Annotated in this window: 16 protein-coding genes and 1 pseudogene; 11 read left to right on the forward strand and 6 right to left on the reverse strand. The window is 73.4% G+C overall.

The features are described 5' to 3' along the window. Positions 1 to 60: 60 nt before the first annotated feature. Positions 61 to 1,209 (reverse strand): ROK family transcriptional regulator, encoded by a 1,149-nt coding sequence (locus ACQP26_RS18530; protein ID WP_281577504.1) that lies wholly within the window; start codon positions 1,207 to 1,209, stop codon positions 61 to 63. A 524-nt stretch (positions 1,210 to 1,733) separates the two neighbouring features. Between ACQP26_RS18530 and ACQP26_RS18535 the strand changes: the two genes are divergently transcribed. Then, a complete protein-coding gene (locus tag ACQP26_RS18535; protein WP_433493494.1) occupies positions 1,734 to 4,454 on the forward strand; it encodes a sugar-binding protein in 2,721 nt (906 codons plus the stop codon). A 124-nt stretch (positions 4,455 to 4,578) separates the two neighbouring features. On the opposite strand, the gene ACQP26_RS18540 is transcribed toward ACQP26_RS18535, so the two are convergent. After that, the gene (locus ACQP26_RS18540) at positions 4,579 to 5,178 is read right to left on the reverse strand and encodes a VanZ family protein (RefSeq protein WP_433493495.1); all 600 of its coding nucleotides are present in this window, start codon (positions 5,176 to 5,178) and stop codon (positions 4,579 to 4,581) included. Positions 5,179 to 5,767: 589 nt separating this feature from the next. Here ACQP26_RS18540 and ACQP26_RS18545 point away from each other — a divergent pair. The 3 genes and pseudogenes from ACQP26_RS18545 to ACQP26_RS18555 all read left to right on the forward strand — a co-directional run bounded on the left by ACQP26_RS18545 (position 5,768) and on the right by ACQP26_RS18555 (position 7,729). Beyond that, the gene (locus tag ACQP26_RS18545) at positions 5,768 to 6,064 is read left to right on the forward strand and encodes a DUF1540 domain-containing protein (protein WP_091416833.1); all 297 of its coding nucleotides are present in this window, start codon (positions 5,768 to 5,770) and stop codon (positions 6,062 to 6,064) included. Positions 6,065 to 6,216: 152 nt separating this feature from the next. Then, positions 6,217 to 6,990, forward strand: a complete 774-nt coding sequence (locus ACQP26_RS18550; protein WP_433493496.1) for a DUF2470 domain-containing protein — start codon at positions 6,217 to 6,219, stop codon at positions 6,988 to 6,990. A 65-nt stretch (positions 6,991 to 7,055) separates the two neighbouring features. Beyond that, positions 7,056 to 7,729, forward strand: a pseudogene (locus ACQP26_RS18555) (pyridoxamine 5'-phosphate oxidase family protein). 49 nt (positions 7,730 to 7,778) lie between these two features. Here the strand turns inward: ACQP26_RS18555 and ACQP26_RS18560 are convergent. Continuing rightward, entirely contained in the window at positions 7,779 to 8,687 is a 909-nt protein-coding gene (locus tag ACQP26_RS18560; RefSeq protein WP_281577499.1) for an NB-ARC domain-containing protein, read from the reverse strand. 315 nt (positions 8,688 to 9,002) lie between these two features. Here ACQP26_RS18560 and ACQP26_RS18565 point away from each other — a divergent pair, with 315 nt between their 5' ends. The 6 genes from ACQP26_RS18565 to ACQP26_RS18590 are packed head-to-tail and all read left to right on the forward strand — an operon-like array spanning position 9,003 to position 14,103. After that, positions 9,003 to 9,383, forward strand: a complete 381-nt coding sequence (locus tag ACQP26_RS18565; RefSeq protein ID WP_433493497.1) for a cupin domain-containing protein — start codon at positions 9,003 to 9,005, stop codon at positions 9,381 to 9,383. After that, a complete protein-coding gene (locus tag ACQP26_RS18570; RefSeq protein WP_433493498.1) occupies positions 9,376 to 10,734 on the forward strand; it encodes a class I tRNA ligase family protein in 1,359 nt (452 codons plus the stop codon). The genes ACQP26_RS18565 and ACQP26_RS18570 overlap by 8 nt, the downstream gene beginning before the upstream one ends. Next, positions 10,727 to 11,773 carry an NAD(P)/FAD-dependent oxidoreductase gene (locus tag ACQP26_RS18575; protein WP_269705450.1) on the forward strand — a complete coding sequence of 349 codons (1,047 nt, stop codon included), beginning with the start codon at positions 10,727 to 10,729 and terminating at the stop codon, positions 11,771 to 11,773. Before ACQP26_RS18570 ends, ACQP26_RS18575 begins: the two co-directional genes overlap by 8 nt. Beyond that, complete coding sequence (locus ACQP26_RS18580; protein WP_269705449.1) at positions 11,770 to 13,029, forward strand: lysine N(6)-hydroxylase/L-ornithine N(5)-oxygenase family protein; 1,260 nt, start codon at positions 11,770 to 11,772, stop codon at positions 13,027 to 13,029. Before ACQP26_RS18575 ends, ACQP26_RS18580 begins: the two co-directional genes overlap by 4 nt. Positions 13,030 to 13,034: 5 nt before the next feature. Further along, entirely contained in the window at positions 13,035 to 13,409 is a 375-nt protein-coding gene (locus tag ACQP26_RS18585) for a hypothetical protein (RefSeq protein ID WP_269705448.1), read from the forward strand. Then, positions 13,402 to 14,103, forward strand: coding sequence for a LysE family translocator (locus tag ACQP26_RS18590; RefSeq protein ID WP_433493499.1), 702 nt, complete (start codon positions 13,402 to 13,404; stop codon positions 14,101 to 14,103). The genes ACQP26_RS18585 and ACQP26_RS18590 overlap by 8 nt, the downstream gene beginning before the upstream one ends. Before the next feature lie 44 nt (positions 14,104 to 14,147). Here ACQP26_RS18590 and ACQP26_RS18595 read toward each other — a convergent pair whose 3' ends face one another. The 3 genes from ACQP26_RS18595 to ACQP26_RS18605 are packed head-to-tail and all read right to left on the reverse strand — an operon-like array spanning position 14,148 to position 19,214. Then, the gene (locus ACQP26_RS18595; protein ID WP_433493500.1) at positions 14,148 to 15,671 is read right to left on the reverse strand and encodes a class I SAM-dependent methyltransferase; all 1,524 of its coding nucleotides are present in this window, start codon (positions 15,669 to 15,671) and stop codon (positions 14,148 to 14,150) included. Positions 15,672 to 15,705: 34 nt separating this feature from the next. Continuing rightward, positions 15,706 to 17,496 carry an ABC transporter ATP-binding protein gene (locus ACQP26_RS18600; protein WP_433493501.1) on the reverse strand — a complete coding sequence of 597 codons (1,791 nt, stop codon included), beginning with the start codon at positions 17,494 to 17,496 and terminating at the stop codon, positions 15,706 to 15,708. Further along, positions 17,493 to 19,214: an ABC transporter transmembrane domain-containing protein gene (locus tag ACQP26_RS18605; protein WP_433493502.1), complete on the reverse strand. Its 1,722-nt coding sequence runs from the start codon at positions 19,212 to 19,214 to the stop codon at positions 17,493 to 17,495. The genes ACQP26_RS18600 and ACQP26_RS18605 overlap by 4 nt, the downstream gene beginning before the upstream one ends. A gap of 171 nt (positions 19,215 to 19,385) precedes the next feature. Between ACQP26_RS18605 and ACQP26_RS18610 the strand changes: the two genes are divergently transcribed. After that, positions 19,386 to 21,416 carry an acyl-CoA dehydrogenase family protein gene (locus tag ACQP26_RS18610; protein ID WP_269705442.1) on the forward strand — a complete coding sequence of 677 codons (2,031 nt, stop codon included), beginning with the start codon at positions 19,386 to 19,388 and terminating at the stop codon, positions 21,414 to 21,416. The last annotated feature ends 259 nt before the right edge of the window (positions 21,417 to 21,675 follow it).

The raw sequence follows: 21,675 nt of genomic DNA on the forward strand, positions 1-21,675 counted from the left end.
TGAGGTGGGTGGTGGGTGCGGGTGGGGTGTCGGGGTCGGGGGCGTCGGGGGCGGTTTCGGTCAGGGAAGCGAGGGTCGGGGCACCGCGGCCGAGAGCGCGTAGCTGATCGCTCCGTGCAGCACGGCCTGGTCGCCGAGGGTGGCCCGGCGCACCTCGGTGGGTGCCGGGGTCCGCGCGGAGACGAGATTCTGGAGCTGGTCGAGGGCCGCGTCGTCGAGTTCCGCGGCGGCGCCGCTGAGCAGCACCAGCCCCGGGTCGACCACGCAGGCGCAGGAGAGGATGAGCCCGGCCCAGGCGCCGAGGACCTCGTCGAGGTAGGCGCGGGCGGGCTCCGACGTCGCGGCGAGCCGGCTCAGCTCCCGTACCGGCGACTCGGGCCGGCGGCCCGGGTTGAGCGCGACGACCCGCTCCGCGACGGCGTTGACCGACCACCGGGCCTCGAACTCGCCGACGCCGCTGTAGCGGCGCTCGGCGGTGCCGCCCAGCGGCAGGAAGCCGACCTCGCCCGCGGCGCCGCTGGCACCGCGGCGGACCTTGCCGTCGAGCACGAGACCCGCGCCGATGCCGTCGGCCACGTGGATGAGCAGCAGGTTCGCCACGTCCGCGCCGGCGCCGGCGACGCACTCGCCGGCAGCCATGAGGTTGACGTCGTTGTCGACGACCACCGGTACGCCGAGCCGCCGCTGCACGGATTCGCCGATCGGCCACGCCTCGACCAGTCCGACCGACGGCGCGAGGCGTACCGCGCCGTTGCTGGACACGCCGGGCACCGCGATCGCGACGCCGCGCAGCGAGGGCAGGTTGTCGCCGACCAGGTCGAGGACGAACTCGCAGACGGTGTCCACCACGTTCGCGCCGAGCCGCGCGACGCGGTGCGCGATGACCGCGCCCTCGCTGTCGGCGATCTCGCAGCTGATCCGGGGCGGCTCCAGCGACACCGCCGCGACGAGCTCGGCGCGGGGGTTGAACTCGAGCATCTCCCGGGGCCGGCCGGTGGTGGGCGCACCGGGGCCACGTTCGATGAGGTAGCCCTCGGCGACGAGTTCCCGCACGAGCGCGGTCACCGTGGCCGCCGAGAGGCCGGTCATCTCGGCCAGGTCCACGCGGGACAGCCGCCGGGCCTGCCGGGCGGCCAAGATCACCGAGAGACGCTTGATCTCACGGGACCGCTCACGGCTGACCGGGCTGGTCGGGGCTTTGTCAGACACACTTTCTTCCTAGTGAGAAAAAATTCTGCCGTCAAGTAACGAGATGATCTCGGTCCGCCGACCAGGGAAAGTTCCGCGGCCGACAAGCGGGGCGGGCCGGGGCCAGCCCGACATGGCAGGCAAAAACGAGCCCTGTGGTTCACATCGGGGTCCCAAACCGGGACATAGACTGTCCACAGGTCACTGTCGACCTCCCCGTGATCGCGCTGAGCAGGGGCGATTGTTTATTCGGATAAGGAAGAAAGTCGTCCGAGCCTATTGACGACGCCTCCGCAAGATCCCTAGGTTACGGCCCGAAGGCCTTCCGGTAGACCGACGTCACCACCGTGCGAACCGCTCACCCCCGTGACGGTGCGCGAGCACCACCATCCCGTTGTCGAGCACCACGACCCACGAGGATCTGACGGTCCTCAGTGGACAGCTGTCTGCATCACGGCCCGGCACGAGCCACGTGTCAGCCGGCCCGTGCCGGGCCGACCGTCCCCAGCCGCAGCACTCTCGCTTCGAGACGAAGAGGTATGCCCATGAGATGGCGCACCAGCGCAGCGATCGCCATGTGCGGTCTGCTGTCGTTGGGCCTGGCCACTCCGGCCCAGGCCAACCCCCAGCAAGCAGCACCGAAGCCCCAGGCCAAGAAGTCCGACAAGCCGGTCGACCTGGACATCATGTTCATCGGCGCCCACCCGGACGACGAGGCCGGCCAGCTCGGCATGCTCGGATACTGGAACGAGTATCACGGCATGAAGGCCGGCGTCATCACCACCACCCGCGGCGAGGGCGGTGGCAACGCCACCGGTCTCGAGGAGGGCCCGGAACTCGGCATCCTGCGGGAGGCCGAGGAGCGCAAGGCCGTCGGCTGGGCCGGCATCGAGCACATCTACAACCTGGACGCGCTGGACTTCTGGTACACCGCCAGCGCTCCCCTGACCGAGGAGGTCTGGGGCCACCAGGAGACGCTGTCCCGGATCGTGCGGGTCCTGCGGACCACCAAGCCCGAGGTCATCCTCACGATGAACCCCTCGGCAACCCAGGGCAACCACGGCAACCACCAGAAGGCGGCCATGCTGGCCGTGGAGGCCTTCTACGCGGCGGCCGACCCGAAGGCGTTCCCGGAGCAGATCAAGAAGGAAGGGCTCGAGCCCTGGCGGGTCTCCCGCATCTTCCAGACCGGTGGCAGCGGCACCACCGGCACCAACGGCCCCGCCTGCGAGACCACGTTCACGCCGGCCGAGGCCAGCAACGTCATCTTCGGCACCTGGCAGGGCTACGAGTCGGCGCGCCACGACGGCAACCGGTGGAACACGGTCCAGACCTGGGCCCGCCGGGAGTACGTGTCGCAGGGCTGGGGCAACAGCTCCTTCCCGACGACCAACCCGGACGCCATCGGCTGCAACCGGCTGACGCTGATCGACACCCGCACCCCGTACCCGGACCCGAACGTGGGCGCCGGCACCGGCGCGCTGCAGGGCGCCACCCTGCGTGCCCCGGGCGGCCTGCCGCTGGGCACCGAGGTCCACGTGCGTCCGCGCACCTGGGAGGCCGTCGGCGGCCAGCCCATCAAGGTGGACACCGTCCTCTACGCCGAGAAGGCCATCCCGGGCGCCAAGGTCACCCTGGACGTCCCGGCCGGCTGGACGGTGACCGGTAACGGCAACGTCGGCACGCTCACGCCGGGCAAGGAGGTCGTGAAGACCTTCACGGTCACCCCGCCCGCGCAGGTCGAGGTGGGCACCCGCTTCAAGCTCGACGCCACGCTGACCAGCAAGAAGGACGGCAGCGGCACCAGCAGCGCCCGCGTGCAGGGCACCGCTCCGGTGCGCGGCACCCTGGAGCCGCTGGAGGAGATCGCCGACTTCCGCGCCTGGACCGTACGCAACAAGACCCAGCAGCTCGACGCGCTCATCGAGTCCCTGCTGAACATCTCCAGTGGCGGCACCCGCAGTGTCAAGGTCAACCTGACCAACCACGGCACCCGGGTCGAGTCCGGCGCGGTCAAGCTGAACGTCCCCGCCGGCTTCTCGGTGGCCGAGCAGCAGGTGCCGTACAGCGGGCTCCAGCCGGGCGCCACCACCTCGGTGACGTTCACCGTCACCAACACCGACACGTCGCTGCCGACGGCCAACCGGGCCCCGGACAACGGCGCCTACCGGGTGCAGATCGAGACCAGCTACACCGGTGGCAGCGCGAACGAGCCGGGCGCGTTCAACCTGGTGCCGACCACCACGATCCCGAAGGCCGCCACCGCGCCGACGGTGGACGGTCACGGTCACGACCACGAGTACACCGGCGAGGTCATCGACATCTCCACCCGCTGGGAGGGCACCGCCGCCCCGGCGTCGGACATCTCCGGCACCGCCCAGCTCACCCACACCGACGACGCCCTGTACGCCATCTTCAACATCACCGATGACGTGCTCGGCACCGTCCTGCCGCCGGAGGACTGCAAGCGTCCGCGGCGCAACGACAACATCGAGTTCGGCATCGACCCGCGCGGCAACTCGGCGAACACGTCCACGGTGTTCAACATGGCGCTCTTCCCGGCCACGAACGACCCGGCCAACGGGAACCCGCCGTGCTTCGCCCGGGAGCGGGACAACCACCAAGGCGGCCCGGAGACCGCGCCGGGTGTGGAGATCGCCTCCGTGGTGACCAGCAACCCGTACACCGGGTACCGGATCGAGGTCAAGATTCCGTTCAGCGTGCTGCCGGACACCATCGACCCGAGCCGGATGGGCCTGAACATCCTGGTCAACGACTCGGACACGCAGGACCTCAGCTCGCAGACCCGGGTCGGCTGGTCGACCTGGAGCGGCGTACGGGCCGACCCGTGGCGCTGGGGCAACGCGCTGCTGCCGGACCTGCCGGCGAAGCCGTCGGCGCCGAAGGCTCCGATCATGCCCGACACCGCGGCGCTGAGCGTGGACTCGCCGCAGACCCTGCTGCAGTCCGTGTCGGACGGGGTCGCACCGGGTGGTTACGCCAAGCTGGCGGACAACACCGTGAAGATCAAGAAGGTCACCCGCAACGCGAGCAAGGTGTCCGTCCAGCTCCAGGTGAAGAAGGCCGGCACCGCCCGGGCCTTCCTCTGGGACGGCAACCAGGTCGTGGCGCAGACCCAGGCCAGCCTGCGGAAGGACGGCACGCTCGTCCTGCCGCTGAGCGGGTCGCTCCCGGCCGGCACCTCGCTGCTCGTCTCGTACGAGCACGGCGGCGCCACCACCGCTCTGGCGAAGAAGATCTCCTGAGCGGATACTGATCGCGTCGACCTGACGCACGCGATGGGCCGGGCCGGCAGGTCCGGCCCATCGTGCGTCCCGGCCCATCGTGCGTCCCGGCCCATCGTGCGTCCCGGCCCATCGTGCGTCCCGGCTACCCGGGCCGCGCCCCGCTCAGCGGGCCGGCCCCGGGACCGGTCGCGGCCGGTTGCACCTCGGCCGGCTCGCGCCACCAGCGGCGCGACGCCAGCGCGGCCAGCCCGGCGCCGGCGGTGTTGAGCAGGACGTCGTCGACGGAGGACACCCGGTCCAGCCGCAGGACGTACTGCGCCACCTCGACCACGGCCGAGCAGCCGGCCGCCAGCGCCAGGATCCGCGGCACCGACGCCAGCGCCGCGAACCGCAGCGGGGCGAGGAACCCGAGCGCCGCGAACACCAGCAGGTTGCCGACGATCTGGACCGTCACCGTCAGCGGCCCGCCCGCGAGGACGGTGAGCAGGTCCCGCAGCGGCACCAGGCTCACCCGGCCGGGGACCACGCCGGCGCCGTCCCCCGGCAGCATGATCAGCCAGACCCACGGCACGGTCCCGTAGACGATGCCCACCTCGGCCAGCGACCGCCGCCACGCCGGCCGCGTGCCGCCGCGCCGCCGGGCCAGGACCCACACCACGAGCGCGGCCGCCGGCAACGCGGCCACCGTGAGCAGCACGACCCCGTTGATCGTGCCGAACCAGCCGTGCCACCCCTCGATCACGCCGTCTCCACCCGTCCCGCCCCGCGTCCGCCGGGCCCGCAATCCGCTCAGGGTGCCACGACCACGCCGACGGGGGACCCCCGCCCGGAGGACATCGCGAATGCGGAGCCTGCGCCTCCGGCCACCGGATTCGCATTCCGACCACCGGGCCGGCCCGAGTCCCGGCCGTTGCGTTGATTTCCCGGGCTCATTCCGGCGGCGACCCGAATGGCGCCGGCCGTGGGCGGAATCGCCGTCGTCACGCGCTCGCTCACTCCGTCACCGGCGCACCGACCGCGAGCGGAGCGACAGCGGCGTCCGAGCAGTTCAATCCGGGTCTGACGGGTGGCTGACGCGCGCCGGCACCCGCCGTGGCGGCGAGTCAAGAAAGACTCACCTAACAAAGGTTAGCCTTATCTTCGTCCAAAGGAATTCGGCGCGGAAACGGCACCGTACGGCTGCCTACCGCGCATTCCGTTGTTAAGGTGAGCATGATCCTCACTGGCGGCCGACGGGTTTGAGCACCGGGCCGCACGGCAAATACGAGATGGCATTCGAGCACCACGAGGCCGGCCTTTCCGTCCGCCGGCCCGCATGACTTGGAGGCACCATGAAGACCCTGTTGCAGTCTCCGCCGGTACGTGAATGCGCCGCCACCGCGTGCAGCTTCAACGACAGCGGCTGTCACGCTCCCGCGATCACCGTGGCGGCGACCGCCGACGCGGCCTCCTGCGCGACGTTCGTCGAGTCGTCGCTCAGCGGCGGGATGAAGGAGGTCACCGGCGCGGTTGGCGCGTGCGCGCGGGCCGAGTGCGTCTACAACACCAACCTCGCCTGCACCGCCGAGTCGATCACGGTGGGCCCGGGCGCCACGGTCAGCGACTGCCTCACCTACCAGCCCGCCTGACAAATCGGACAGCACGCCCGTACGGGTCACGACGGTCACCGTCGTGACCCGTACCGCGTCTTCGGCACCCCACCCGCCGTTGCACAGGTAAGCCTTACCTACTACCGTCTGACCTGGGCCGACTTCACCCCTTCCCGGCCGAGGAGACAGACATGGCGTTGCACCCCGCCGGGCGCCCGGCCCCGTCGGCCGGTGTCACCCCGGTCGCCGCCGGGCCGTCGGCGGTCACCTCCACACCCCGCGACGCCGTCGCCGCCCGGTGCGTGCTGAGCGCTGCCTCCTCGCTGCGGCTGACACTCGGCGACAGCACCGCCGACCTCCTCTCCGCCCACGCCGTCCTCCCCGACGGCACGGTCGTCCTCGCTGTCGACGCGATGAGCCGCACCGGCGGCCTGCTGGTGGCCGCGCGCGGCCACACCGGCGCGGTACGCCTCGACGTGACTCACCTCGCCCCGGTCGCCGTGCGCTCCCGGGTGCGCGCCCGGCTGCGGATCCTCGGCACCGCCCGCCGGTTCGACCCGGCCGCCCTCGACTCCTGCGACCCGGCCACCGTGATGTCGCTGCTCGACCTGCCCCCGGTGGCGCTGTGGGCGATCGCGCCGGACGAGGTCGTCCTCGACCGGGCCGCCGATCCCGTCGCGATGGACCTCGGCGCGTACCGTGCCGCCCGCCCGGATCCGATCGCCGTCGACGAGGCGGCCCACCTCGCGCACCTGACGCGGTGCCACCGCGACGTCCTCGACCGGCTCGGCGCGCTCGTCGACGCCGCCGGTGCGACGCGGATCGTCCCGGTCGCGCTCGACGCCGAGGGCATCGTGCTGCGCACGGAGCGGCCGGACGGTCACGCCGACACCCGGTTGTCCTTCGCCCGCCCGGTCACCGCCGGTTCCGGCCTGGCCGAGGCGCTGCGGACGCTGCTCGGCTGACCCCACGGCCCTTGAGGACCGCGGCCGGAGCCGGTAGAAACGGCGGGGCCGACAGGAGATCAGTCATGACCGATACCGACGGGCGGTTGTCCGCGACACCGCGCACCACCCTGCGCCGGATGAAGGAGAAGGGGCGCCGCGACCGCGCCGCCCTGTTCGACGTGCTCCGGGCCGCCTTCGTCTGCCACCTCGGCGTGCTCGTCGACGACGCTCCGATGGTGGTGCCGACCGTCTACGGCTTCGACGACCGGCACCTCTACCTGCACGGCTCGGTGGCCAGCCGGAGCCTCACCACCGACACCGAGGTCTGCGTGACAGTCACAGTGGTGGACGGCCTGGTCCTGGCGCGCTCGGTGTTCGAGCACGGGATCAACTACCGCAGCGCGATGATCTACGGCCGGCCCCGGTGGGTGACCGACGCCGACGAGAAGCTGCACGGCCTGCGGCTGCTCACCGAGCACGTCGCCCCCGGCCAGTGGGACCACGCCCGCCGGCCGAACCGGCGGGAACTGGCGGCCACCGCGCTGCTGGCGCTGCCGCTGGCCGAGGCGTCGGTGAAGACGCGCAGCGGCCCGCCGGACGACGGCGACAGCCCGGACGCCGCCCTCGGGCTCTGGGCCGGCGAGCTTCCGCTGGTCGCGCGCTGGGAACAGCCGCTCACCGACCCGGCGCTGCCGCCGGAGGCGACGGCGCCGCACACGTCGCCGCGCGCGCCGGCACCCGCGCCGACCGCGCCTGACCGCCGGGGCGGCCGCGCCGCCACGCGACCGCCCCGATCCGCCGGTCCCCTACCGCAGTTGACGGGCCACCTCCGCCAGCGGCAGCCGGGGCTGGACCGCCGCGCGGGCGGCCACCACCGCCAGCGCCCGGGGCACGCCCGCGCAGTGCGCGATGATCTCCCGTACCGCCCCGCGTTCGGCCGTGAGGCGACGCTCGCCGAGGCGGGCCGCCAGCAGGTCCCACGCCTCGCCGGCGGCCAGCTCGTCGACCACGACCGGGCACGCGGCCTCGCCGACGACCAGACCGGTGAGGCGTTTCCGGCTGGTCACCACCACCATGCAGCCGGGTACGCCGGGGAGCAGCGGCCGCACCTGGTCGGCGTCGCGGGCGTCGTCGAGCACGATGAGCATCCGGCGCCCGGCCAGCGCGCTGCGGTAGAGCCCGGTGCGCGCCGCCGGGCCGCACGGGACCCCACCGGGTACGTCGAGCGCCTCGATGAGACCGCCGAGTGCCTCCGCCGGCGCCACCGCCGGGCCGCCCGGGTCGCTGCCACCGAGCTGGACGTGCAGCACCCCGTCGGCGAACCGGGCGGCCGACCGGTGCGCCCAGCGCAGCGCCAGCGCCGTCTTGCCGATCCCGGACCGGCCGGACAGGACGCACACCACCACGTTCGACATCCGCCTCGGCCCGCCGTCGAGCAGCCGGTCGAGTTGCCGCAGTTGTGTCGAACGGCCGGTGAAGCCGGGAACCTCCAGCGGCAGTTGCATGGGCCGGATCCGGGCCGACGGCGCCGGGTGGGTGGGCAGGCCGAGGACCTCGCGGAGCAGCCGGACGGTCGCGGGCCGCGGACGTGTCACCCGCGACGACTCCAGGTTGCGGATGCTCCGGACGCTCAGCCCGGTGCGGGCGGCCAGCTCCTCCTGGGTGAGGTTGGCCAGCCGCCGCGCGGTAGCGATTTCATGACCCAGCGTATCCATGTAGCCGATCACAGCGTCGTCTCCGTACCGGTTCTGGTGGATTCGTGACCGTGGACCACCGACGCCGCGACCGCTGAGCGGGCAGTCAGCAGCGACATTGCCGGTGATCTGCCGGTGAAGCTCCTGTTGGCCAAGCGAGGTTAAGTCCACAGTGGGTCCGACGCTATCGACCGGAGTCGAATCGACGGTCGACGAGACGGGCCGTTCCCGGCATCGGTGCAGCGTCGCAGAAGCAGCACTTCCGGTCACTCTCCGCAAACCTCAGAACCGTCCGGCGTGGGCCCGGAGGGCAGCGCGCCGACCAGGAGGACGAACATGCGAAGGTACGTCAGCGACACCGCCGAACTCACCGACGAGTACGGCATCCGGATCGGCCGCTGGACCCAGTACCGCGATCTCGGCCCGTTGCCGTTCGACGCCATGTGGTGCGTGATCCCGCCCGGTGGCAGCAGCAGCGAGGACATCCACCCCGAGGTCGAGTTCGCCGTGGTGACCCGCGGCACGGCCATCTACGAGGCGGGCGGCGAGAAGGTCGAGGTGCCGACCGGCGGGGTGATCCTGCTCGAACCCGAGCAACGGCACGTCATCCACAACCCCTCGCCGGAGCAGCCGCTCACCATCCTCAGCATCTACTGGATGCCCCGGCCCGACGAGGCGGCGCAGCCCCGCGTGGACGACGGAGCCGGCCGTGACTGACGCCGCCTCCGGCGTGGTGCTGGTGGTGACGCCGCCACCGACGCCGAACGGGCCGCTGCACCTCGGGCACCTCAGCGGTCCGTACGTCGCCGGGGACATCGCGGCCCGCGCGCTGCGCGCCGCCGGCCGGCCGGTGGTGACCCAGTGCGGGCTGGACGCGCACCAGAACTACGTGCTCGCCCGGGCGCAGGCGCTGGGCGAGACCCCCGCGGACACCGTCGCCCGATACGGGTCGTCGATCCACGCCGCGCTGCGCGCCGCCCGCATCCGGTACGACGTCATGGCCGACCCGCTGGCCGACGAGGGCTACCGCCGGGCGGTGGCCGGCCTGCTCACCGAACTGGTCGAGGCGAAGGTGGTGGAGGTCGCCCCGGTGTCGCTGGGCGCCTGCGCGGCCTGCGGGCGGACCCTGCACCACGTCCGGGTCAGCGGGCGCTGCCCGGTCTGCGGCGCGGGCGCGAACGGCGGCACCTGCGAGGGGTGCGGTGGCTTCTGCACCGCCGCGAACCTCGTCGACGCGCGGTCGACCTGCTGCGACGCGGCACCCGAGCCGGTCACGCACACGGTCCCGGTGCTCCGGCTCGACGACCACCGGGAACGACTCGCCGAATTCTGGTCCCGCGCGGTGCTGCCGCCCCGGCTGCGGCGTCTCGTCGCGTCGTACCTCGACGGCGGGCTGCCGGAGGTGCCGCTGGCGTACCCGACGGACTGGGGCATCGCGTGGGACGACGGCCTGCGCATCGACGTCTGGGCCGAGATGGCGCTGGCCAACCTGGTGCTGCCCGCCCGCCACCTGCGGCCGGACGCGGACACGCTGGCCGGGTACCTGGACGCGTGGCGGGACGTGGACGAGCAGTGGATCTTCCTCGGGCTCGACAACGCGTTCTACTACGCGCTGCTCATCCCGGCGGTGCACCTGGCCGCCGGGCTGCCCGACCGGCCGACCGGCCTGGTGGTCAACGAGTTCTACCGCCTCACCGGCGCCAAGTTCTCCACCAGCCGCGAGCACGCGATCTGGGCGCACGAGTTCCTGTCCACCGAGGACCCGGCGGTGGTCCGGGCGTTCCTGAGCTGGGACCGGCCGGACAGCTACGAGTCGGACTTCCGGCCGGAGGCGTACGAGGCGTTCGCCGCCCGGTACGCCGCGACACTGGCCGGCGCCGTCCCCGGCCTGGACGGCGTCCTGGCCGACACCGAGCTGACGCGCGGCGAGCAGGCGCTGCGGCCGGAGCACTTCGACCCGGCCACCGCGGTGCGGGCGGCGCTGGCCGCGTACCCCGGTGCGCCGCAGCGGGCGGCCCGGCTGCTCGGCGTCGTCGGCGGCGCGGAACCGGCGGGCTTTGATGGGTGAGCCGCGCGTGCTCGTCGTCGGCGCGGGCATCAGCGGCGTCCTGCTCGCCCGGCGGCTGCGGGACGCGGGCGCCGACGCGGTCCTGATCGGTCCGCACGACGGCGGTCCGCACGGGCGGCCCGCCGACGCGACGGCCGCCTCCGGCGGGCTGGTGCGGGCCTTCGAGCCCGACCCGGCCGCCCGGGCCCTCGCCGCCGCGAGCCTCGCCGAACTGCTGGCCGACTCGTCCCTCGCGACCGCAGCCGGGTGGCGGCGGACCGGCTCGCTCTACCTCCTCGACGCCGCGTCGGCGGCCGGCGTGGACGGCGCCGAGACGCTGACCGGGGACGAGGTCGCCCGCCGGTTCGGTTTCGCCGGGCTCCCGGACGGCACGGTGGGGATCTGGGAGGGCCGGGCCGGCTACCTGGAGCCGGATCGGCTGCGCCGGACCGTCCTGCGTGGCCTGGGCCGGACCGAGCCGACACCGGTGGCCCGCCTCGGCGACGGGGTGGTCGAGCTGGTCGACGGCCGCCGGCTCACCGGCGACCTCGTCGTCGTGGCCGCCGGGGCCTGGACCCCGCGCCTGCTGCGCGCCGCCGGGATGCCGGCCACGCTGCGGACCAAGCACATCCAGTACGCCCGCTACGCCACCGGGCGCGACGACCTGCCGTGCTTCGTGGACGAGTCGAGCGGCCTCTACGGCCGGCCGGCTGGTCCGGGACGCCTCCTCCTCGGGCTGCCCAGCAACAGGTGGGACGTCGACCCGCCGGCCCCGGAACCGGACGCCGCACTGGCGGCAAGGGTCCTGACCGTGGCGGCGCGGCGGCTGCCCGGGCTCGACCCGCGGCCGGCCGGGTCGCCGGTGAGCGCCGCCGACTGCTACAGCGAACCCGCCGGCCTGGCGCTGCGCCACGTGACCGGTGCCGTGCACACCTTCACCGGCGGCAGCGGCGGTGCCGCCAAGACGGTCCTGGCCGCCAGCCGGCTCGCCGCCACCGCCCTGCTGAACACCCGAACCGCGATCCCTGTCCCCCACGGCCAGACAGAGGCAGACTCATGACGCAGACCTTTCACACAGTGGGAATCGGCGCCGGGCCGGCGAACCTGAGCCTCGCGGCGATGTACGACACCCTCGCGCCGCACGACATCGCGCTGTTCGAGGCCCGCGACCGGCCGGGCTGGCACGACGGGATGCTGCACAGCGGCGTCCGCATGCAGACCGGCTGGGTCAAGGACCTGGTCTCGCTCTACGACCCGACCCACCCGCTGTCGTTCCTCAACTACCTGGTCACCACCGGGCGGGTGTACGCCCTGCTCGGCGCCGGGTTCGACACCATCCCCCGGATCGAGTACCAGCAGTACCTGGTGTGGGCGGCGGGTCAGCTGCCGCGCATCACGTACGGCACCCGCGTCGACCGGGTCGAGTTCGACGGCGCGCTGGTCAGCCGCAGCGGCGGTGCGGAGGTCGCCCGCTCCCGGCACCTGGTGCTCGGCAGCGGGACCGTCGCCTTCGTACCGGAGTTCCTGGACGCGCTCGACCCGCGCCACCTGTTCGTCGCCGATGAACTGCACCAGCGCCTCGCGACGGTGCCGGACGAGCCAGACCTGCCGTGGATCGTGATCGGCAGCGGCCAGACCAGCGCGGAGTGCGTCGCTGCGCTGCTCGCCCGCGGATGCCGCGACATCAAATGGATCGGGCGGCGGTCGTGGTTCGCCCCGCTGGAGGACTCCCCGTCGGCCAACGACCTGTACCGGCCCGCCTACCAGGAGGCGTTCCTCACCCTCTCCCGGGACGTGCGGGAACGGCTCGTCTCCGGTCAGATCCTGACCAGCGACGGGATCTCCCCGGGCACGTTGCGCGGCATCTACCAGCACAACTACGAGGAGCGGCTGCGTACCGGCCGGTTCCCGGTCACGATCATGCCGAGCCGTACCGTGACCGGCGCCCGGCAGCTCGACGGGGAGGTCGAGCTGGAGTGCCTGACCGCCGGCAGCGGCGAGGAACGGCACCGGGCGGTGAACGTGATCGTCGCGGCGGGACGCCGGCAGGCGCCGCTGCCCTTCGATCCGGAGCTGACCGCGCTGATCGACCTGGACGAGCGCGGTGAGCCGGTCATCGAGTCGGACTACTCGATCCGCTGGAAGCACGCCGACGACCACAAGATCTTCGTGCTGAACCGGGGGCGGTACGTCCAGGGGCTCGTCGACTCCAACCTGAGCATCCTGCCGATCCGCAGCGCGATGATCCTCAACTCGATCGCCGGCCGCACGGTCTGCCGGTTCCGCGACGACTACCTGAGCACCCGATGGGCGTGAGCGCGATGACGTCATTCGACTACGACGACCGGATCTTCGTCTCCGTCGACCACGCCCGTGACGCCGATCCGCTGCGGGGGCACTACCACCAGCGCGGCGACCTGGTCTGGGCGGAGATCTCCGGCGGCCCGGTCCGGCACGGCCGGCTCGCCGGCACCTGCGACGCGCAGGGCGTGGTGCGTTTCGCGTACGTGGAGGTGCTCACCGACGGCAGCATCGTGGTCGGCGAGTGCGAGTCGCGGCCCGAGCGGCTGCCGGACGGCCGGATCCGGCTGCGCGAGCAGTGGCGCCGGCACGGGCCACGCCGCGACAGCGGCGTCTCGGTCATCGAGGAGGCCGCCCCGGCCCACGTCGAGGCGCGGGAGGAGCAGCGTGTCTGACATCCAGATCGTCAGCTTCGTCGCGGCGAGTCTGCTCATCATCATCGTGCCGGGCGTCGACTTCGCCCTGGTCACCCGGCAGACCGTGCGGTACGGGCGGCGGGCCGGATTCGTGGTGCTGGCCGGGCTGTTCGCCGCCGCCCTGGTGCACGCCTCGCTCGCCACGGCCGGCCTGTCCGCCCTGCTGGTGTCCTCACCGACGCTCTATACGGTGCTGCGCGTCGCCGGTGCGCTGTACCTGCTCTACCTGGGCGGCACCATCCTCTGGGCCACCCGGCCGCGACGGGCGACGGCCCCGGCCGCGCAGCCCGTTCCGGTGGGGGCGGGCGGCTCCGGGCCGGACGCGGACACCGGCCCGGCCGCCGCGCCGGAGACGGTGGCCGCCGACGAGCCGCACGTGGCGCGGCGCTCCTTCGTCATGGGCGTCACCAGCCAGCTGCTGAACGTCAAGGTGGTCGTCTTCTACGTCTCGTTCGTGCCGCAGTTCGTGAAGGCGGGCGACGGTGCGGCGGCCCGCACGGCGGTGCTGGCCGCCACGTTCATCGGCCTGGCCGTGCTCTGGTGGGCCTGTTACATCCTGCTCATCGACCGGTTGCAGCCCTGGCTGACCCGGCCGTCGGTGCTGCTGGTGATCGAACGGCTGACCGGGCTGATCCTGATCGTCCTGGCGGTACGGATCGCGCTGAGCCACTGAGCCGCACCCCGTGGGCGCCCGCCGGTCCGGTGGGCGCCCACAGGTCAGGCGTTGCGCGGGCGGTGGGCGACGGTGAGGACGTGAGTGGTCGGCCAGTCCAGCGGCCGGCCGTCCAGGTCGGTCAGGGACGCGACGGGTGCGATCCGGTTGTCGATCACCCAGTCGTTGCGGACCGGCGCCGACGCGGGGCCGATCTCGAAGCCCACCTCGGCCAGCAGGACCGTCCAGTCGGCGAAGCTCAGCCCGCAGAACTGCTCCTTCGTCTCCGACAGCCAGTTGTCCGTGTAGTCCTTGCGGGTCAGGTAGTCCATCGCCGCGCCCAGGCCGATGCGTACCGCGCCGTCGGCGAGCGGCTCGTACGCGACGCCGAACGCGAAGTCCACGGCGAACTGGTCCAGCCGCGCCCGCGTCGACAGGCCCGAGACGTACCGCCGGACCTCGGCCGAGGTCAGGTCGGCGAGATCCCGGCGGGGCGCGGCCGAGTTGTCCCCGTCGTCGGTGGACAGCCGCAGGATCACCTGCCGGTCCGGTTCGTCCGGTCCGCACACGTCGCTGTTGATCCAGACGCCGCCGGGCACCGTGTGGTCGTGGATGCGGCGGGCGAACTGGAGCAGCGAGGACCGCTGCCGCCCGTACGACCAGATCTCGTGGGTCAGCGCGAAGGTGAGCGTGGTGTCCACCGACCGGTCCTTGAACACCGCGCCGCCGAGGACGTTGCGGTGGAAGAAGTAGACGTTGGCGTTGCGGAACACGCCCTGCGCCTTCTTGTGCAGGCACTCCTGGTAGAGGTGGCGGGCCACCTCCACCCCGATCAGGTCGCTCTCCCGCAGCGCGGGCTCCCGGTCGGCCAGTTCCAGGACCGCGCCCGCGCCGCAGCCGATGTCCACGATGCGCCCGGGCTGCACGTACCGGCGCACCGAGTCCCACTTGCGGTGCGCGGCCGAGGCGAACGCCTCGACGTAGGTCCGGTAGTCGCGGGTCACGGTGAGGCCGCCCTCGTCTCCGACCAGCGGGTCGTTGACCACCGACCGGATCGCCTCGACCAGGCGGTAGCGCTCGAACACGTCGATCGTCGCCGGGTGGGTGAGCGACCGCCAGGTGTCGTCGCCCGCGGCCAGGCGCAGCAGCACGTCCCACGGCCGCTCGGGCGTCCCGGGCAGGTCCGGGTCGGCTTCGACCTGCGCGATCGCGAAGCCGAGCCGCTCGTACAGCTTGGCGACCTCCGGCGTGGAGCAGGCCACCACGGTGTCCGCGGGCGTGAGTTCGATTCCGGTGGCCACCGCGATGGACTTCAGCGTGACCTCGGCGAACGCGTCGGTGTACGCGGTGTCGAAGATCGGCACGGCCAGCGAGCGCAACCCGGTCAGCACGCTGAACCGCTCGATCGCGGCCTCCCGCCTGTGGTACGCGACCGGGTTGCGCCTGGTGTTCTCGTGGTTGGCCGACGTCACCGCCCAGACCACTGTGGCCTCGTCGCCCGCGAGCCGGCTCAGGTAGTCGGCCTGGAACCGGGTCAGCAGGTGGTGCCGCCCGGGGAACAGCACGAAGCGGGTCGGCAGGTCGGTCATGGGCACCTCGCCTGGGCCGTGGAGCGGTCGGTGATCATACCGGGACGCGCCAGGAGCGCCACAGGTGGCCGTACCGGCCGTCGGCGGCCAGCAGCTCCTCGTGCGTGCCCTGCTCCACGACGCGGCCGTGGTCGAGCACCACGATCCGGTCCGCGTCGACCGCCTGGCTGAGCCGGTGCGCCACGATCAGCGTGGTCCGTCCCTCCGTGGCCGCGCGGGCCGCCCGGTCGAGGTCGCGGGCACCGGCGCTGCCGGCCTCGGCGGTCGCCTCGTCCAGGACGGCCACGGCGGGCGCGGTGAGCACCAGCCGGGCCAGAGCGACCTGCTGGGCCTGCGCGGCGGTGAGGCGGTGACCGCCCTCGCCCACCGGTGTGGCCAGGCCCTCCGGCAGGGTACGCAGCCAGGTGGTGGCGCCGACCCGGTCCAGCGCGTCGAGCAGCTCGGCGTCGGTCGCGTCCGGGGCGGCCAGGCGCAGGTCCTCGGCGAGCGGGCCGGCGAAGACGTGCACCTCCTGGCTGACCAGTGCCACGTCGCGCCGGGAGGTGGTCTCGTCCGCCCCGGTCAGCGGCGCGCCGTCCAGGCGTACCGATCCGTCGGTGGGCGCGATGATCCCGGCGGCGATGCCGGCGAGCGTGCTCTTGCCGGCGCCGCTGGCGCCGACGAGCGCGACCCGCTCCCCCGGTGCCAGGCGCAGCTCGACGTCGGCCAGCACCAGCGGCCCGTCGTCGTAGTGGTGCCGGCGCACGGTGACGTCCAGCGCCGCCGGGCCGCGGGTGCCGGCGGGCCGGGCGGCCGGGCCGGACGCGGCGGGCGGCGCGGTGTCGGGCAGCTCCGCCACGCCGACCAGGCGGGCGAGGCTCGCGCCGGCCTGCAGCACCGAGTCGGACTCCATCAGCAGCAGGCCGATCGGGTTGAACAGCCGGTGGAAGTAGAGCGCGGCGGTGGTCGCCGCGCCGACGGTGACCAGGTCGTCGCGGACCAGGAAGAAACCGGCGACGAGCACCGCGGCCAGGCCGAGGAACTCCGACCTGTTGATCCGCAGCCCGAAGCGGGTGTGCAGGTTGAAGATGTCCAGCGACAGGTCGCGGGCCAGGCCGGACCGCTCGGCGATGGCTGCCACGTGCGCGTCCTCGGTCCGGTACGCGCGCACCGTCGCCGCGCCGCGCAGCGCACCGGCCATCGCCTGCGTCCGCTCACCGGTGGCGACCCGCTCGCGGGCGTAGTACGGCATCGAGCGCCGCAGGTACCACCGCAGCGCCAGCGCGTACGCGGGCGCGGCGACCAGCCCGGCGAGGCCGAGCCGCCAGTCCAGCGCGACCAGCCCGAACACGGTGAGCACGACCGACAGCAGCGCGCCGACGAACGACGGGCCACTCACCGCGATCACGTTCGTCACCACCGCCACGTCGTCGCCGACGCGTGCCAGCAGGTCACCGGTGCCGGCCCGTTCCAGCGTCGCGGACGGCAGGTGCAGCGCCCGGTCGAGGACGCGCTCGCGCAGCCGGGCCAGCACCGTCTCGCCGAGCCGGGACGCCAGCGCGGCGCCGAGTGCGGTGAGCAGGCCGGTGAGCACGGCGGCGGCGGCGATCACCGCCACCCGGCCGGCGATCCGGGAGACCGGGGCGTCGGCGATGACGTCGTCGACCAGGCGGCCGAGCACGAAGGGCGCGACCAGGCCGCCCGCCGCGGCGGCGACGAGCACCGTCGCCGCGGCGGCGCTGAGGCCGGGCCGGGCGCGGAACTGGGCGCCGAGCGTGGCCCAGGTCTGCCGGGCGGACGCGATCGGCAGCAGCGGCCGGTCGGCGGTATGCGGGTCAGCTGTCACCGCAGTGTCTCCTCGCGGTAGCGGGCGTCGGAGGCGAGCAGGCGCTCGTGCGGTCCCTCGGCGGCCACCCGGCCGTCGGCGATCACCACCACCCGGTCGGTGATCCGCAGCAGGGCCGGGCTGCTGGTGATCAGCAGGGTGCCCCGGGGCGTGATCCGGCGCGCCTGCGCCAGTCCGTCGGCGAGCTGCGCCTCGGTGGCCGCGTCGACGGCGGTGGTGGGGTCGTGCAGCACCAGCACGGGCGGGTCGGCGTGCAGCGCCCGGGCCAGCCCGAGCCGCTGGCGCTGCCCACCGGAGAGGTTCGCGCCGCGCTCGACGATGCGGTGGTCCAGGCCGCCGGGGTGCGCGTCCACCACGTCCTGGGCCGCGGCCGCGCGGACGGCGGCGTGCAGCCGCGCCTGGTCGGCGGGGGCACCGGCGGCGAGGTTGTCGGCCACGGTGCCCTCGAAGAGCGTCACGTCGTGCGGCTCGACGAGCACGGTGCCGCGCAGCGCGTCGACGTGCAGCTCGTCGGCGGGTACGCCGTCGACACGTACGGCGCCCCGGCGCGCGTCCGGTGGCACTCGCCCGGACAGCAGCGCCACCAGCGCCTCGGCGTCGGCCGGGTCGTACGCGAGCACACCGACCAGTTCGCCGGGGTCGACGCGCAGGTTCACCCCGTCCAGTCCGGCGTGCCCGACGTCGTCGAGGGCCAGCCGTGGCCCGTCCGGGTCCGCCGGGGCCGGGGCGTCACCGGGCCGGGTGAGCGGCTCGGCGCCGAGCACGCGCGCCACCCGGGCGGCGGAGGCGCGTGCCATCGCGAACAGCTGCACGCACCAGCCCATGGTCTGCACCGGCTCGGCCACGAACTGCGCGAGGCCGACCACCGTCACCAGCTCGCCGATGGTGAGCCGGCCGCGCAGGGCGAGCCAGCCGGCGACACCGGCGACCGCCGCGAGGAACAGTCCGTTGGCGGCGGTGGTGAGCCCGAGGTGCAGCCCCTTGGTGTTGGCGGCGCGCAACGTCACGGCGAGGGCGTGGCGGCTGGCGGCGGCGTACCGGCCGGCGGCGTGGTGCTGGGCGCCGATGCCGCGCAGCACCCGCAGGCCGGACACGAGGTCGACGGCGAGCGCGGTGGTCTCGGCGAGGGCCTCCTGCTGGGAGGTGCTGCGGCGGGACAGCAGCGGCGCCATCCGTTGCAGCACCAGCACGAGCACCGGTACGCCGACGAGCACGCCGAGCCCGAGGGGGATGTCGATGACCAGCAGGGCGGTCGCCGCCACGGTCAACGCGGTCACCGCGGCGACGCCGAATCCGGCCACCCGCACCACGTACGCGGCGAGTTCGGCGTCGGAGGCGGCGACCGAGAGCAGTTCACCGTCGCGCAGGCCGGAGCGGTGCCCGCGCGGGTCGAGCGCGCGCTCGGCGATCTCCACCCGCAGCAGGTGCGCCTCGCGCTCCACGGCGGCGAACGCCTGACGGGCGCCGTTGCGGTAGGCGAACGCGAGCACGGCGAACAGGGCCGCGAGGCCGGCGACCGAGTACGCCAGCGCCCACGGGTCGCCGGTCACCACGGCGCGGTCGATGATGACGCCGATCGCCACCGGCACGAGCGCCTCGGCGACCTGGTGCAGGCCGAGCAGCGTCACGCCGATCAGCACCGGTCGCCGCTGGCGGCGCAACGCCTGACGGAGCACGTACCGGGCCGTGACGGCGCTGCCGGCGGGATGCGGGGACACGAGGGGACGCCTCCAGGGATCGAAGTGAGGACAGCCTAACCTCAGCGTCTCGGGTGGCCGAGCCGGGTGGCACGGCTCACCACGGGCTCCGCCAGCGGGCCATGGTGACCGCCGGTAATGTTGATCAGGCCGAGAGTGCGCCCACGTGCCCCGCTGCCCCGAGGAGCGACCATGCTCGATCACGCGTCCCGCCGCATCGACATCGCCCGCCTTCAGGAGACGCTCGACGGACCGTGGGCCGAGGTCCGCCAGGCTCACCGCAAACACCTCGACGAGCGGTTTCTCCCGGTCTACGGGGAGACCGGCGACCAGGCGCGGGAGCGGATCACCCGGCTGCTCGGCGAACTCCCGGTCGATCTGGGCATCGCCGCGGGCTTCCCCGCCGAGTACGGCGGCCGGTCCGACATCGGCGCCTCGATCGTCGCCACCGAGATGCTGGCGCAGGTCGACCTGTCACTCATGGTGAAGGCCGGCGTGCAGTGGGGCCTGTTCGGCGGCGCGGTCGCCGCCCTCGGCACCGAGCGGCACCACGACGCCTACCTCCGGGACATCGTCTCCGGCCGGATCTTCGGCTGCTTCGCGATGACCGAGACCGGCCACGGCTCGGACGTGCAGCAGCTGCGCACCACCTGCGTGTACGACCCGCGGACGCAGACCTTCGACCTGCACACGCCGCACGAGGCGGCGCGCAAGGACTACATCGGCAACGCGGCCCGAGACGGGCGGATGGCTGTGGTCTTCGCCCAGTTGATCATCGACGGGCACCGCCACGGGGTGCACGCGTGGCTGGTGCCGATCCGCGACGGGCACGGCAACCCGATGCCCGGGGTGACCATCGGCGACGCCGGGCCCAAGGCCGGGCTGCTCGGTGTGGACAACGGGCGGCTCAGCTTCGACCACGTACGCGTACCCCGGGACATGCTGCTGGACCGGTACGCGCAGGTGGCCGAGGACGGCACGTACTCCAGCCCGATCGAGAACGACTCCCGCCGCTTCTTCACCATGCTCGGCACGCTGGTGCGGGGCCGGGTCAGCGTGGGCGGCGCCGCGTCGGCGGCCACCAAGGCGGCGCTCGCCATCGCGGTGCGCTACGGCGACATCCGCCGTCAGTTCGCCGACGCCGACGGCGACGGTGAGGTGCTGCTCAACGACTACCTGGCCCACCAGCGCAAGCTGCTGCCCGCGCTGGCCACCACGTACGCGCTGCACTTCGCCCAGACCGAGCTGGTCGCCGCGCTCGACGAGATCCAGGGCGGCGCCGGGCCGGTCGACGAGCACCGGCAGCGGGAGCTGGAGTCCCGGGCCGCCGGGCTGAAGGCGGCGCAGACCTGGCACGCGACGCGCACCATCCAGACCTGCCGGGAGGCGTGCGGCGGCGCCGGCTACCTGTCCGAGAACCGGCTGCCCAGCCTCAAGGCCGACACCGACGTGTTCACCACGTTCGAGGGCGACAACACGGTGCTGCTGCAGCTGGTCGCCAAGGGGCTGCTGACCGGCTACCGGGACGAGTTCGGCTCGCTCGACGGCTGGGGGCGCGCGTCGTTCGTCGCCGAGCAGGTACGCGAGATGGTGCTGGAGCGCACCGCCGCGCGGGCGCTGATCGCGCGGCTGGTCGGCGCGGTGCCCGGCCGCGACGAGGAGGTCGCCGTCACCGACCGGGGCTGGCAGCTCAAGGTGTTCGAGGACCGCGAGGAGCACCTGCTCGACAGCGCGGTCCGCCGGCTGCGCGGCGGCGCCTCCACCAAGAAGGACCGCCCGTTCGACATCTTCAACGACGTGCAGGACCACGTCCTCGCCGTCGCCGCCGCCCACGTCGACCGGGTGACCCTGGAGGCGTTCGTCGCCGGCATCGACGCCACCGCCGACCCGGCGGTCAAGGAGCTGCTGTCCCGGGTCTGCGACCTGTACGCGCTGAGCGTCATCGAGGCCAACAAGGGCTGGCTGCTGGAGCACGGCCGGCTCACCCCGGCCCGCTCGAAGGCGATCACCGGCGTGGTGAACGGGCTGCTCAAGGAGCTGCGACCGTTCATGCGCACGCTCGTGGACGGTTTCGCCATCCCCGACGCGTGGCTGCACGCCGCGATCCTGCGCGAGGAGCCCGCCCGGCAGGATGAGATGGCCGCGCACGACGCCGCCCACCCGGAGGCCGCCGGCGCCGATACGAAGGAAGCCGACGCCGACTCGGCGGCCGCCGCGCCGTAGCCGTCCGGCGCGGCCTGCCGGGCGACCACGGCGAGCGGATTGCTGGAGTAGAAGACCAGACCCGTGTCGGGGTTCGGGATCGACGCCGGCTCGGCGGCGGCGGGCGCGGCGAACAGCGGGACGGTCAGGGCCGCGGCGGCGAGACCGGCGGGAGACATCGACCAGCGTGTATTGACACATTCCGCTACGGCGGTGATATTAACTGCAAAGCTCCCGCCGGTCCCCCCGCGGGGACGCATCGCGGCGGCGCCACACCGAC

This window comes from Micromonospora sp. CA-248089, assembly GCF_050948515.1.
Lineage (GTDB): Bacteria > Actinomycetota > Actinomycetes > Mycobacteriales > Micromonosporaceae > Micromonospora.